This window comes from Dyadobacter sp. OTU695 (genome assembly GCF_038440355.1).
GTDB lineage: Bacteria > Bacteroidota > Bacteroidia > Cytophagales > Spirosomataceae > Dyadobacter.
Genome location: NZ_JASATN010000002.1, coordinates 419,394 through 433,250, shown reverse-complemented (window position 1 = coordinate 433,250; position 13,857 = coordinate 419,394). Strand labels below are relative to the sequence as shown.

Annotated in this window: 8 protein-coding genes; all 8 read right to left on the bottom strand. The window is 54.6% G+C overall.

Annotation, left to right across the window (positions count from 1 at the left end):
* Genes AAHB90_RS07595 through AAHB90_RS07560 form a run of 8 tightly spaced genes read right to left on the bottom strand, consistent with a single transcriptional unit; the run spans nucleotide 1 to nucleotide 13,846 of the window.
* Entirely contained in the window at nucleotides 1–627 is a 627-nt protein-coding gene (locus AAHB90_RS07595; protein WP_342084333.1) for a c-type cytochrome, read from the bottom strand.
* Nucleotides 608–2,287, bottom strand: coding sequence for a hypothetical protein (locus AAHB90_RS07590; protein ID WP_342084332.1), 1,680 nt, complete (start codon nucleotides 2,285–2,287; stop codon nucleotides 608–610). The genes AAHB90_RS07595 and AAHB90_RS07590 overlap by 20 nt, the downstream gene beginning before the upstream one ends.
* 18 nt (nucleotides 2,288–2,305) lie before the next feature.
* Entirely contained in the window at nucleotides 2,306–3,724 is a 1,419-nt protein-coding gene (locus AAHB90_RS07585) for a DoxX family protein (protein ID WP_342084331.1), read from the bottom strand.
* A gap of 12 nt (nucleotides 3,725–3,736) precedes the next feature.
* The gene (locus tag AAHB90_RS07580; RefSeq protein WP_342084330.1) at nucleotides 3,737–5,071 is read right to left on the bottom strand and encodes a RagB/SusD family nutrient uptake outer membrane protein; all 1,335 of its coding nucleotides are present in this window, start codon (nucleotides 5,069–5,071) and stop codon (nucleotides 3,737–3,739) included.
* A gap of 11 nt (nucleotides 5,072–5,082) precedes the next feature.
* Nucleotides 5,083–8,124: a SusC/RagA family TonB-linked outer membrane protein gene (locus AAHB90_RS07575; protein WP_342084329.1), complete on the bottom strand. Its 3,042-nt coding sequence runs from the start codon at nucleotides 8,122–8,124 to the stop codon at nucleotides 5,083–5,085.
* A 44-nt stretch (nucleotides 8,125–8,168) separates the two neighbouring features.
* Complete coding sequence (locus tag AAHB90_RS07570; RefSeq protein WP_342084328.1) at nucleotides 8,169–9,122, bottom strand: cyanophycinase; 954 nt, start codon at nucleotides 9,120–9,122, stop codon at nucleotides 8,169–8,171.
* Between the two features lie 18 nt (nucleotides 9,123–9,140).
* Nucleotides 9,141–10,472, bottom strand: a complete 1,332-nt coding sequence (locus AAHB90_RS07565; protein ID WP_342084327.1) for a RagB/SusD family nutrient uptake outer membrane protein — start codon at nucleotides 10,470–10,472, stop codon at nucleotides 9,141–9,143.
* Between the two features lie 11 nt (nucleotides 10,473–10,483).
* Nucleotides 10,484–13,846, bottom strand: a complete 3,363-nt coding sequence (locus AAHB90_RS07560) for a TonB-dependent receptor (RefSeq protein ID WP_342084326.1) — start codon at nucleotides 13,844–13,846, stop codon at nucleotides 10,484–10,486.
* Between the last annotated feature and the right edge of the window lie 11 nt (nucleotides 13,847–13,857).

The window sequence follows — 13,857 nt, the reverse complement described above, 5'->3', positions numbered from 1 at the left end:
CTATCTGATTTCGGGGCCATCCTTGCGATCGTCCGGGACGAACTTGTCGCGGGCAGGCATTTTGATTTTGGGAAGGTTTTTAGCATTCAAAGCGTCCTTCTCGTTCCACAGACCATTCGCGTGGAGCAGGTAGGCGGTGAGGCTGTACACTTCCCTTTCGGTCAGCGAGCCGGGCTGGTTGAAAGGCATGGCGCGTCGGATGTAATCGAAAACGGTCGTCGCATAGGGCCAATAGTTTCCAATGGCCTTGATCCGCCTTGCCTGTCCCTGGGTGGTATCGCCAACCACGAGCCGGTCGTTCGGGCCTTCGGTGCCAGTGGCGCCATGGCAGCCTGCGCATTTTAATGCATAAATGACCTTACCTTCCGTAGCATTGCCTTCGCCTTTCGGCAGGCCTCTGCCGTCGGGCCGGACATCGATATCCAGCGCGGCGATCTCCTCTTCGGTGACCGGCCGGCCGAAACTAAAATGGCCAGGCTGTGAAAGGGTATCAGCCAGCAACGGGTCCGGGCGTTGCCACGCCGGGCGTCGCCACGCGGTGCGTTGCTGGCTGACTTTTGGATTCATAGCCGACAGCATGGCAAACACCACCATGCTGCCCATAATCTTAGTTGTATTTCCCTGCATTGAGCGTGCTTTTAGCCAAAACGTACGGTCTTTCGACACGGTCCAGGACTACATATATTGAATCTTTTTTCTCGTTAACTCCTCTGAGGATAACCCGAGATCCGTCTGTGGTTGAGTATTTGAGGATCATGCGGTTGCGTTTTCCGCGACGCGGTTTGGCAGCGAACTCGCGGTCGCGGCGGGCCGACTGGCCGAGCGGGTCGATCATCTTGTTCTCGTCGCCTATCCTGGCCAATGCCGCTTTGCTGATCCAGTTGCCGCCATTTCCATCACGCCCGCCAGTTCCTTCGCCGCGCCGTTGTGGTTGTCCACCTTCCCCACCTGCCCCGGCCTGTCCCTGGCGTGCCTCGCGCTGTTGCAACTGACCAACACCGTCGCGCGGTCCTCCTTTCACATATTTATCCTGCAAATACAAAGTGTGTTCGACCGTATCGGCCAGGTAATGGAACACGCGCTGGCCGCCGCCCGTGCCGGTGAGCTCGAAGGTACGCCCAAGGTCGCGCATGGGCGCCCCGCCGCCGTTAGACAGGTCGAGCGGGGTGGGTTTGTTTACTTTAAAAGTCAGTGTAGTCCAGTTTTCGAACGTCGCCCATTGCCATCTTACCGTATCAGTCGGCGAGTAGGAAATTTCCCGGTTGTTGATTTTGAATTCCGTTACATTGTAGTTGCCCCGGAGCACTTTAATGCCCGCTGTGGAAGGCTGTTTGTAAGGGTCATATTTGAAATTGACATATTGCAACCAAAACAAATAGAACACAAACAGGCCAAAAACGAATGCTTTCAGGCCATAGCGCACATATTGTTGCCACTTTTCGCTGAATGCAGGATAGTAGCTGTTAGGAACGGTAAAGCGTTCCAGAATCAGCAGGTTCCAGAATTTTGGAATATCCTTAATGAGCAAAAACGCCGCCAGCAGCACAAAGTAAGAGCTGTACACGTGCACACCGCCGTCGTAGGCGAAATTAACATACACAATATCCCCCAACGCACCCAGCAGCAGGATAGCGCCCAGCGTGGTGGTGCCGCGAAAAAAGAGCAATATCCCGGCCGTCAGCTCTACCACGCCCGCAAATACCTGGTACCAGGGTACAATCCCGACTGAGAGCCAATAAATCTTCTGCAATGTAAAGTCCCCGAAATTGGTATTCAGCAGCCCGTACGAAGGGTAAGGCATTTGGGTAGGCATCAGTTTGGTGTACCCGAAACCAATGATGCCAATACCAGCCCGGTAGCGCACCACCACGCGGAGCCAGTAATAAAGCAGGTTATACTCCCTTGGCTCGCGCTTGATGGCTTTTACAATGACCGTCCATATCAACCCGACTGCGATGGCAGCCAATGCAGTGATGATCCAGGTCGCATAACCTTCGAGCTGACTGCCAAAAATGGATTTACCGAACAGATCGAGGCCCGAACCAAAGCGCGCGATGTCGTACACGTCGCGATAATGCAGGCGCGTCCAATCGAATGTGACCAGGTCGGTGTACCAGCCGGCGCTGTTGGGAATGGACATCGCCAGGAAAAACACGAATGCGATACGGAAAAGGATTTTCTGCCATTCGGGCCAGCTTCGCCGAGTACCTTCGCCGTTTACGGATTCTTCGACCGGTGCTGCACCCGTGAGCGTCAGATCATCTGCGTTTGTTCTGATCGTTGACATATCTTGAAAGTTTTTAGATTACAATTTGAATTCACCCCTGCGTCCTACCTTTTTCACTTCCTGGAACAGGTATTTTTTATTGATTTTTTTCAAAACCACCTGTAAAGAATCGCGGCCATTGCTGACACCCGAAAGCCGGATCGTAACGCTGTCCGGACGGCTGTAATGCAGTGCAAACTGGTCGGAAGCATTCACTTTGTTGGTCAGTTTCAAAGTCTTTGCATTTTCATCCAACTCGTAACCATAGTAGTTACGCCCGCCCGAGCCTGCAAATTCGAAGTTGCGCTTGGCATCGTCGAAATGGATCTGTTCGACATTGGTAGAGTCGATCACCTGCGGGCGCGCGGCGCGGATACTGAGCGTGGCCCATTTTTCGAACACCACATCTTTCCAGCGCACCGAATCAAGTGGCGAGTAGGCCAGCGTATCGCCATTGATCACAAATTGTTCCACATTATAGATCCCCGCAGCATCAGGTAAACCTGCTTTTGTCGGATACTGGTAAGGATTCGAATGATAACCCGCGTAAGTTTTGGAACCGTAAACCACCACGAAAAACAGCACAAAAACCGCTTTCAGTGCGACCCGGCCAAATTTCAGCCGCGAGTCGCTGAAATCGGGCTTAAAAAGGTTGGGTATGGTGGGTTTTTCCAATGCAAAAAGCCGGAAAAGCCGGTTGGCGTCGAATGCGAAAAGGAACAATGCCAGCACGATCAGGTAAAAACTGTACACATACTCGCCGCCCTCGTAAGCCAGGTTGGAGAAAAACACATTGCCGGTAAACGGAATGATAATCAGCGTTGCAATGGTTGTGGTTTTCCTGTGGAGCAATAACAGCCCGCCTGCGAGCTCTACCAATCCCAAAAACGACTCGTAATTCGGTACCACACCCAGGCTCAAAGCGAACAGTTTCCAGGCGCTGAGATCACCATAAGCGGTATTCAGGTTACTGAGCGACGGTTCCGGCGCCTGCAATGGGTAAAATTTGATAAAACCATAAGCAATCAGCCCGGCCGCCAGCCGGTAGCGGACAATCACGCGGAGCCAGTAGTAAAGCTGGTTATAATCGCGGCGATCCTTGTCGCGGTTGCCCCATATCACCGCTCCGATGATGGCGATCACCAGCACCACGAGCCAGTTAAGGAATGTGTCCTGCCCGCCGAAAAAGCGCGGCTGGTAGCGCGCCAGGTCGAAAATATCGCCGTAGGTCAGATTCAACCAGTTAATCTGGAACACCCGCCGGAAGTATTTCCAGTCGAGCGGAATGCTTTGAATCACGAAATAAATGAATGCAATGCGGAAAAGCACCTTTTCGATCGGGCTCCACGCTCCGGGCCTTTCCAGCTCTGGCGTGGTCGTCCGATCCGCAGTGGCGCTTAACGGCGCACCTTGCAATGCCGCCGCGGCGGGATGCTGGTGAATGGGGTTCTGTGGCATAAGGTTCAGGGATTAGTAGCCGGGATTTTGTTTCAAAGCCTTGTCGATCAGTAGTTGCTCTGCTGGAATGGGCAATAGCAAACGGTTCGGATCGGTCACATTAAGCACCTTATCGGCTCGCCCGGTGCGCACCAGATCGAACCAGCGGTGCGGCTCCAATGCAAATTCGATCCGGCGTTCGTTTTCGATAGCAAGCAGCAACTGGTCTGATGTGGCAGCGGTACTTTTGGCGATACCTGCGCGTTCGCGGATCGCGTTCAGGTCCGCGAGCGCGCCTGTGAGCGCGCCCGTTTGCGCACGCGCCTCGGCACGTATGAGGTAGAGCTCGGCAATGCGGATCACGAAAGTCGGGTCGGTGGCCGGGCTGCGGTAGTACATATTGCCGTACCAGCGGCCCTGGTTGTCTTTGGCGACAAGGGTATTGCGGTTACCGCCGATCTCCGGGTCGTTCACCAATGCCACGAATGCGTCGTTCGGTGCCCATTGGCGGGTGCCACCTTTCTCTTGCGGCTGCCACTGGCCCCGATGGCCGTTCGTTTCGTTAACACTGTAAAATATCTCGAAAACCGACTCGGTAGTGCCTCTGGCGTCGTTGGCGAAGAATGCATTGTAAGGCGTCACCAGCTTGTAGTTAGCCGCATCGGCAATCACTTTGGATGCATATTCTTCGGCTTTCGCATAATCCTTCTGATACAAATAATACCGTGCCTTCAATGCCCAGACAGTCTTCTGCGTGGCGCGGAACCTATCGGTAGTAGCAGGGAGCAGTGGCTCGGCGGCATTCAAATCCGCCAGTACCTGCGCGTACACCTGCTCCTGCGTGGCGCGCTCGATGCCCCGGTTGTCGGATGGCGTGGCAGTCGGTTTGGTGACGATCGGTACACCGCCCCAAATGCGCGCCAGATCGAAATAGGCCAGTGCACGCAGGAAATAGGCCTCGCCGATCAGCTTGTTTCTCAAAGCCGGGGTCAGCAACGGGTCCTGCACATTCGGCACTTTTTCGATGACGTGGTTAATGCGGTTGAGCGTGCCGTAAATGCCGCTCCAAACTGCGGAAACGGTCGAATTTTCGGCATTAACGCGGTGGTTGATAAACTCCTGGATCTGCGACTGCGAGCCCGTCCATTGAATATTATCGCCCGACAAGTAGCCGATCGACTGGAAATTAATGCTGTAATAGCCGCGGAACGAATCGTACACGCCATTCACGGCGGTTTCCGCAGAGGCTTTGTCGATGATCGTCTGGTCGTCGGAAATGGACGAGCGGGGCTGCACATCGAGGAAATTATTGCAGGAATCCAGCCCGATGAGCAGAGAAAGCGGCAGGATATATTTGAATGCTTTCATAGGTTCAATCATTAAAATGTCAGGTTAACGCCCAGCTGAAAACTGCGCGGCTGCGGCGGTGTACCGAGGTCGATCCCCTGCTCGTTCTGCGCGCTCGATGCGCTCGACTCGGGGTCGAGGCCGGTGTATTTGGTGACGGTGAACAGGTTGCTGCCCGTTGCATAAATGCGGAGCGAGCTGATGTGCCGCACCGGAATGGTATAGCCGACGGTGAGGTTGCGCAAGCGTACGAACGAGCCGTCTTCCAGCCAGCGGCTGCCGCCGTCGCGGTAATTGTTTACATTCACGCCGTCGGGCCGGGGCACGTCGGTCACATCGCCCGGTTTCTGCCAGCGGTCGTTATTGCTCGCGAAAATTACGCGTGCCGCGTCGCGCGCTCCCCCGCCTTCACCGAAGAACTTGTTGTGGTTATAGACCTTGTTGCCGTAGCTGAATGCCAGGAATGCATTGATATCAAAGCCTTTGTAAGTCACCGAGTTGGTCAGCCCGCCGAAGAACTTGGGCCAGATACTGCCGTCGATCTGCCGGTCGGCCACGGTGATCTTGCCGTCTTTATTCACATCTTCGTACACCGTGTTACCCGTCTGCGAATCTACGTAAAGCTGTTTGTAAACCCAGAAAGAGTAGAGCGGATGCCCTTGTTGGAGCAAAATCAGGCTCCGGCTGCCGTATTCGAGCGGGTTTTCCAGCTTCTCGATTTTGTTCACATTCCGCGCCACGTTGAATGTCGTGATCCATGAAAACGCATTGTTCTGGAAATTCACCGAGCGCACGGCCAGCTCGAAACCTTTGTTGCTGATTTCGGCCGTGTTGCTGCGGTAGTTGGCAAAACCCGTGGTAGCGGGCAATGTGAGCGAGAGCAGGCCATTGCTGGTGTATTTGCGGTAAACGTTGAACTCGACGCCGAGGCGGTCACCGAAGAATGCGATATCGGCACCTGCATTCAGCTGGTTGGTACGTTCCCATTGCAGGTCGGGGTTGGCCAATTGCTGCGGCGCAATGCCCGGATTGCCCTGGTACGACGATCCGCTGCTCCATAAACCTAATGCCGCAAAGCTGCCGAGGCCATTCTGATTACCCGTCACGCCATAGCTCGCACGGATTTTCAGATCGCTGATAGCTGCCACATTTTTAAGAAAATCCTCCTGCTTTACGCGCCAGCCGCCGCCCACCGACGGGAAATAGCCCCATTTGCGGTCGGCCCCGAAGCTCGACGAGCCGTCGGCCCGAATGCTGAAATCGAGCAGGTATTTACCGCCGTAATTGTAATCCACGCGGGAGAAGAACGAAGCCAGGTTTTTCTTCGACCAGCTGCTCGAACCCGTCGTAGTAGCCGCCGAAGAAATCAGTTTAAAGGAATTATTGGCAAAACCGCGCCCCGTGGCGGTGGTACCGGTGTTCAAATCGCTCTGAATGGTGTTACCTACCAGAATGCCGAAGGTATGTTTCGCGCCGAGCTTCTGTCGGAAGGAAAGCGTTTGCTCGTTGAGCCAGGTCGTAGCCTGGCCATTGTTCGCGGAAGCAAAGCCATTCGGGCTACCCGTGATCAGGAACGTGTTCCAGTATTCGTTTTCATCATAATTATTAAAATCCAATCCCCAGCTCGTGCGGAATTTGAGGTTAGGCAAAATCTCGGCCTCGGCGTAGAGGTTACCAATGTAGCGCAGGCTGACGGACTTGACGTCGTAGTTTTGCAATAGCAAAGTCACATTGTCGAAACCCGCGCGACCTACCAGCTCCCCGTTTTCATTTGTGGGCGAAAGGTAGGTGGGCGTGTGCAATGCGGCCTGCAAAAGCCCTCCCGCGGGCCCGTCGCCGGCGCGCGCCTGGTTGCGGAACGTGCGCGCGAAGCTGTTGCTCACTCCTATCTGGATTTTGTCGGAAATCTTCTGGTCGAGATTGACCTTGAAACTTGCCCGGTTGAATGTGATCGGTTTCAAGATCGATTCCTGTTTGGTAAAGCCGCCGCCGATATAGTATTTGGTAGAAGCCGTCCCGCCGGAAACCGACAAGTCGTAATTCTGCAATGGCGCGGTCTGGAAAATCTCGCCGAGCCGGTCATACGTTTTTTGCTCCTCAGGCAATCCGCGGCCGCCCTCCGAAACAGGGCGGAACGGTCGGTTAGCTTCTGTACGGTTCAGCGACGGCGTATCTTTGCCGGTATTGATCCACCATTCGTTCACCAATTGCGCGTGCTCGGGGCCGGTGGTCAGGTCCCAAAGCTTGGCCGCCTTGGCCCAGCCGTAGGAGGCATTCAGGCTCACTTTGGCTTTCTGGTTGAACTTACCTCTTTTAGTTGTGATGATAATGACCCCGTTTGCGCCGCGCGAGCCGTACAACGCGGTCGCCTCGGCGTCTTTGAGGACTTCGAGACTTTCGATATCGTTGGGGTTGATATCGGCGATCGGTGAAGTAGCCTTGCCACCGGTGTTGGTGGTTTGCATACTGTTGCTGTTCATAAACACACCGTCGATCACGTACAGCGGGTCGTTGTCGCCATTGATGGATGTCGCGCCCCGAACGCGCACGGTCACCGCCTCGCCCGGCACGCCGGTGTTGGAGGTAATCTGCACGCCGGGGACTTTTCCTTGCAGCTGGGCATCGAAACTGCCTACCGGAATACTTTTCACATCGGTAGGGTCCACCTTGGCAATGGAGCCGATCACATTCTTACGCTCCTGCGTGCCGTATCCGACCACAATCACCTCGTTCAACTGCCGCTGATCGGTATCGAGTTTCACCGTAAGACTGCTTTTGTTACCCGGCCGCACCTGCTGGCTCACATACCCGATAAACGACACCACCAGCTCCTGCCCTTCCGCCACATTGATATGGAAATTCCCCTCCGTATCCGTTACAGTCCCCTGTGTAGTGCCTTTGATTTGAATATTAACACCCGGCAAAGCCGAGCCGTCCTTGTCCGTCACTCTTCCGGTCAATTCCCCCGGCCCGGCAAAAGCCGCCGAACCAGCAAGCCAGCCCAGCATTACCAGCAACGTAAACCATTGCCCCGGTCTTCCAGACCGGGGACTTTTGATTAAATAATTTTTCATCAAGTCAGGTTTAATAATTTTTATATTCCCTTTCCTCCTTTTTGCTACCTCCCCCTGTTACCCGACAGAGCTTCCGGCTCCTTCCTCGGTGCCTCGATCACCTTCCGCTCTTTCAAATCGTACTTCTGCCCTTCGTGCAAAAAGAAGAAAGGGCCATTGCTCGCCGTCGAAACCTCGCGGCTGCCCTGCACATGCTTCGCGCCGCTGCCGATAATGGTATTGTAGTCATAAATGGACGCATAAGAGCGCCCTACGACTTCCAACGTGTCCTTTTGCACCACAATAGACGTAGCCTCATCCAGCCCGATCCCGATCAGTTCCGGCGCATTTTTCACGAATTCCACGAGGTCGAACTGGCGGTTGCGGCGGAACAAATGCTGGTCGATCACCGAGTTTTTCAGGAAGCCGAGCCCCTGCGTATGATCGCCGACCAGGATATGCGCCCCTTTGGTATCGCCCCGCCAAAGGAAAGAACCCTGAATGCTGGCCCCGGCCGAAGTGCCGGAAATCACGCCGCCGCGATCGAGCAGTTCCTGGAATGCCTGGTGGGTCAATGTATTCAGGTAAGAGTCGGCAATGCGCCACTGGCGACCGCCTACGATGTACACACCCGTCGCAGCGCGAATGGGCGCAACAAATTTTTCGCTATTGGCTTCTTTCAGGTCGTTGGTGTGCAGCAATGTCACGTTGGCAATGCCGGTTTCGCGTTTTACCAGGTCCACCGATTTAGTATCATAAGCCGCCGAATCGCCGCCTGCGGCGGTAACGACCACGATTTTGGCCTTTTCCTTCCCGCCCGCCAGCTGCACGAAGCGCTTCCAGATTTCGGGCGTAGCCCCGCCCCCGCCAATGATGATCAGCGAGCCTTTCTCAGGACCATGACGGGTGGTCGCATTCTTTTTGACGGTTACGGGTGTCTGCGCATTCACGGCTGTGAATGTCGCCGTGGCCAGCGCAATGCCTGCGAAAACAGTGTTCAGGATCAGTTTGATTCTCATATTTTGTAGGAATGAATGTTAATAGCCTGGATTTTGTACCAGATCCGCGTCGGTCTGAATGGCCGTGAGCGGAATAGGCAGGATGTTGAATTGCTGGTTCTTACGGTTGGCATTAATAGCCCCGAAAATCGTCGCCGAGCGGCCGGTGCGCACCACATCCACGAAGCGGTGGCCTTCGAACGGCAGTTCGAGGCGGCGCTCTTCGAGGATCGCCAGGTTGAATGCGTCCTTGCCTGACGATACTGTGAGTGTGGCCGCGGGCACGTCCGAGCGGGTGCGGATCGTATTCAGATCGGCCAATGCACCTGTGAAGTCGGGCGTGGCTTTGTTGGCCCGTGCTTCGGCGCGGATCAGGTACTGCTCGGCAATGCGCAGGATGAATACGGAACTAGAACCGTCCGGCTTACCATATTGAATGAGGTCCCATGAGCCTTCGGCGGTTTGTTTCAGCAAACTTTTGCGCGCGCCTCCTTTGGACGGATCGAGCAGCTGGCTTACGAATTCCCGTGCCGGAATATAGTCGTGCCGGCCGCCGTCGGCAGGTGAAAGCCAGTTGGTATAGAATGAATTGCGGTCGGAAGTGCTGTAAACCAGTTCAAAAATTGATTCCTCAGTAGTTTTTCCGGTGAAGAATGCGGAATAAGGCTTGACCAGTTTGAAACCCGTATTTGTAATCACCTTCGATGCATTAATCTCAGCCTGCTCCCAGTTTTGCAAGTAAGTAAAGTACCTCGCTTTCAATGCATACACCGAAAAGCGCGTGGCGCGGGTGCGGTTCACGGTTTCTTTCAACAACTGCTCGGCCTGGTCCAGGTCGGCACCGATTTGCGCGTAAGTTTCCGCCGCGGTGCTCCGCTTGGTGCCCTTATGCGTATCCGGGCCGGTGGCGGGTGTGAGCACGAGCTGCACGCCGCCGTAGGTTTTCACCAGATCCAGGTAACCCAACGCGCGCAGGAAATACGCTTCGCCCAGCACCTGGTTTCTTTCTTCTTGCGTAAAAAAGCCGTCCTGCACACCGGGAACGAGGTGGATAATAAAATTGGCCTGGTTAATCATTTTATAAATGGCCGAAAAACCGCCGCCAGCATTGTTGGGCGTCAGGTCGGGTACCAGGTTGTTCTGGTTGTTGTAATTCACGACGTTGTCGGACGCCAGGTCCACACCGATTATGTTGGAGGTCGCATAGCCTTGCAATGCATCATACACGCCCACAAGAGCTGTATTGGCCGATTTTTCATCCACAATCACCGCTTCGTCGGAAATGTTCTGTTCCGGCTCGGTATTCAGCAGGTCGGAGCAGGACGAGAGCCATAATGCGGCCAGGATCAATGCTATGTTCAGTTTTTTCATCATCAATACCATTAAAAACTCAGATTCACACCCAGTACCACCGATTTCGGCTGCGGCGGCGTACCAAAATCCAGCCCCTGCACGAGTCCGTTCCGGCTGTCGGCAGCCACATTCACCTCCGGATCGGGCCCGGAATAGTTGGTCAGCGTCCATAGGTTGGTAGCCGTCACATACAGCCTCACGCCCGACGCGCGGATGGCCCTAGCCACGCCCTTGGGCAGGTTGTAGCTGATCGTCACGTCGCGCAGGCGCAGGTAGGAAGCGTCTTCCAGGTAGCGGCTGTTGCCGGCGCGGAAGTAGTTCAGGCTGCCATCGGGATTGGTCAGGTTGGTCGGCCTCGGCAGCACGCCGGTGTCGCCCGGTTTCTGCCAGTAGTTGAGCGAACTTTTTTGAATAGAGCGGGTTACGCCGCGGGTACCAGCCGTTTCGAGGAAATAGGCGGTGTAGTTGTAGACCGAGCTGCCGTATTTGTAATAAAAATTCAGGTTTAAGTCAAGACCTTTGAAAGACAATGTGTTACGGAACGCCCCCTCGAATTTCGGCCACACATTTCCCACAATGCGCTGGTCGTCGACAGTGATCCTGCCGTCCTTGTTCACGTCCTCGTAAATCGCATTGCCATTCTCGGTATTCAGTCCGACCTCTTTATAGGCATACACCGAATACAACGGCTGGCCCTCCACTACGCGGAACATATCGTAGCTCGCGGTAATCGGCGTCAGCAGTTTCTGCACGCGGTTCACATTCCGCGAAACGGTGAGCACGGTTTTCCATTCCAAATCTTTGGTGCGCACATTTACAGAGTTCAGTAGAAGCTCCACGCCCCGGTTGCTGATCTCGCCCACATTGCGCACGACGGACGAGAAACCGGTATTAGGTGCTACGGGCTGGTCGAGCAGCAGGTCATAGGTGAATTTGTCATAATAATTGAATTCGAAATTCAGGCGTTGTTTCAGTAATGCCCCCGAAAGGCCGAAGTTGTACTGGCGCGTCGTCTCCCATTTCAAATCCGGGTTAGCGAGCTGGCTGGGCGCAATGCCGGGCTGGTCGCCGTAATTGGTACCACCCGCCCAAAGACCGCGTGAGGCGAAATCGTCGATATCCTGATTGCCCGTCAAGCCGAGGCTGGCCTTGAAGCGGAGGTCGGTAAGGGTATTGTTTTCAGGGAAAAACGCCTCTCTGGAGATATTCCAGCCCAAACCTACCGAGGGAAAATAGCCCCAGCGGTGGTCGGCGCCGAACCGCGAAGACGCATCGGCGCGGATGTTGCCGTCAATGCTGTACCGGTTGTCATAACTGTAATTAAAACCCGCGAAATACGACAGCAAACCATAGGAAGAACCTGTGGATGAAGCCGTTTGCACCGCCGCTGAGGCAATGCGCTTGAACTGGTTGCTCGGAAAGCCGGTACCGGTGAGCGTAGCGCGTTCGGTTGTCGTTTTTTGAATGGTGTTCCCTACGAAAACGGAAAATTCACCTTTGGCGGAGGATAAATTGTAGCTTAGAAGCTGCTCGGCAATGAGCGATTGCTTGATCGTCGTCACATCATTAGCCTCGCCTGCGGGCTGCCCGTACACGAGGTTGGTGTTGTAATAGGCCTTTTCGTGGTAGTTATTATAATCGTTGCTCCACGACGATTTGAAAGAAAGATTAGGAAGGATATTCCAGATCGCGTACACATTATTAATGCTCCGCAAACTCACCGAATGCGTGTCGGAATTTTCCAGAATGGCCAGGTGGCTGTCGAAAACCGTCGGTTTGGCGTAGCTGCCGTCCTCATTGTAGAACGGGTAAAAAGTAGGCGTGTGTAACGCCGCCTGGAACAGCCCCGCCGGGCCGTCCCCCACCCGAACGAGCCTGCGCGGCACGCTGGACAGCGTATTGCTCGTCCCTATTTTAAGGTTAGGCAAAATCGAATGGTCGATATTGAAGCGGAAGGAGTATCGCTTGAAATCCTGGGTTTTCAGCGTCGACTGCTGGTTCTGGTACTCGCCACCGAGGTAAAAATTGGTGCGCGAATCTCCGCCCGAAACGGACAGCGTGTATTTACTCAAAGATGCCGTGCGGAAAATGTCGCTCACGCGGTCGTAAGTACCCTGCTCTTCGGGGCTGCCGAATGCCGGAAAGCCCGCGACTGCCTCCGACACTGGCCGGAACGGGCGTGTGGCGTAGCTTTTGCCGTCGTTGAGATGCACCAGGTTCACCAGCTCGGCATGCTCGGGGCCGGTTACCAGCTGCCAGAGGTTGGTGGCCTTGGCAAAACCCTGCTCGACATTGACACTCACCTTCGTGCGCGAATTTCTCGCGCCGCGTTTGGTCGTAATCAGGATCACCCCATTGGCCCCGCGCGCTCCATACAATGCGGTTGCATTCGCGTCTTTCAGTACCGACACCGACTCGATATCGTCCGGGTTCAGATCCGAAAGCGGGTTGGGCGTCTGCCCGCCCATGCCGCGCGAAAGGCCCTGCAAGTTTTCATTATTGATAAAAACACCGTCCACTACATACAGCGGATCGTTACCGGCCTTAATGGAAGTAGCGCCGCGCAACCGCACCAGTACCGAAGTCCCCGGCACGCCCGAATTGCTCGAAATCTGCAAACCGGGCACGGTACCCTGCAATTTTTCGATCACACTGTTGTAAGAAACCTGTGAAAAATCCTTGGAATCGACCGTGGTTACGGCGCCGGTTTGGGCGCTGCGTTTGGTTTGGGTATAACCCGTTACGACCACTTCGCTCAACTGGCTTTCGTCGGGTTTCAGCGCGATGTCGATACTGGTGGAACCGCCAAGGGGCCGCTCCAAGGTCACATAACCGATATAGCTGAAAATCAGCACGTCACTCCCCCCTGCGGAAATGGTGAATGCGCCGTTGGCCTCGGTGAGTGTACCTTTGTTGCTCCCCTTGACGCGGATAGTCACGCCAGGGAGTCCCTCGCCTTTTTCATCTTTCACGACGCCGTTAATGGCCTGAACGTCCGCCTCGCCCGAATCCGACGCCCCGCCTGTCTGTTTGGCAGCTTCGCGGATGATCACTTTTTCTTTCTGCTGCTCGTAGTCCAGGTTGCGCTGGCGAAGGAGCTTATTCAGCACCTGCTCCACGGGTTCATTGCGGGCTTCAAAAGTTAGGTTAGTATATGGATTTACTAGTCTATCTTGATAAATAAAAACAAACCCGCTTTTTCCTTCGATTTGTTTTAAAATAGCTTTCAAAGACTGTTTTTCAGCCCTGATGGAGATTTTCACGTCCCGGATCGTCTTCTCGCTGTCGGCCAAAACCGGCCGGAAAAGCGAAGCAACGAGGACGATGATCATCCAGAACCGGTTCAAATGGCGCCGTTCGAAGCGTCCGTTCAATCGGATAAGTTCCGTCATAATCTGTTCGT

Coding starts and splice junctions, on each gene's coding strand:
- AAHB90_RS07595 (WP_342084333.1), bottom strand. CDS start 627: ATGCAGGGAAATACAACTAAGATTATGGGCAGCATGGTGGTGTTTGCC.
- AAHB90_RS07590 (WP_342084332.1), bottom strand. CDS start 2,287: ATGTCAACGATCAGAACAAACGCAGATGATCTGACGCTCACGGGTGCA.
- AAHB90_RS07585 (WP_342084331.1), bottom strand. CDS start 3,724: ATGCCACAGAACCCCATTCACCAGCATCCCGCCGCGGCGGCATTGCAA.
- AAHB90_RS07580 (WP_342084330.1), bottom strand. CDS start 5,071: ATGAAAGCATTCAAATATATCCTGCCGCTTTCTCTGCTCATCGGGCTG.
- AAHB90_RS07575 (WP_342084329.1), bottom strand. CDS start 8,124: ATGAAAAATTATTTAATCAAAAGTCCCCGGTCTGGAAGACCGGGGCAA.
- AAHB90_RS07570 (WP_342084328.1), bottom strand. CDS start 9,122: ATGAGAATCAAACTGATCCTGAACACTGTTTTCGCAGGCATTGCGCTG.
- AAHB90_RS07565 (WP_342084327.1), bottom strand. CDS start 10,472: ATGAAAAAACTGAACATAGCATTGATCCTGGCCGCATTATGGCTCTCG.
- AAHB90_RS07560 (WP_342084326.1), bottom strand. CDS start 13,846: ATGACGGAACTTATCCGATTGAACGGACGCTTCGAACGGCGCCATTTG.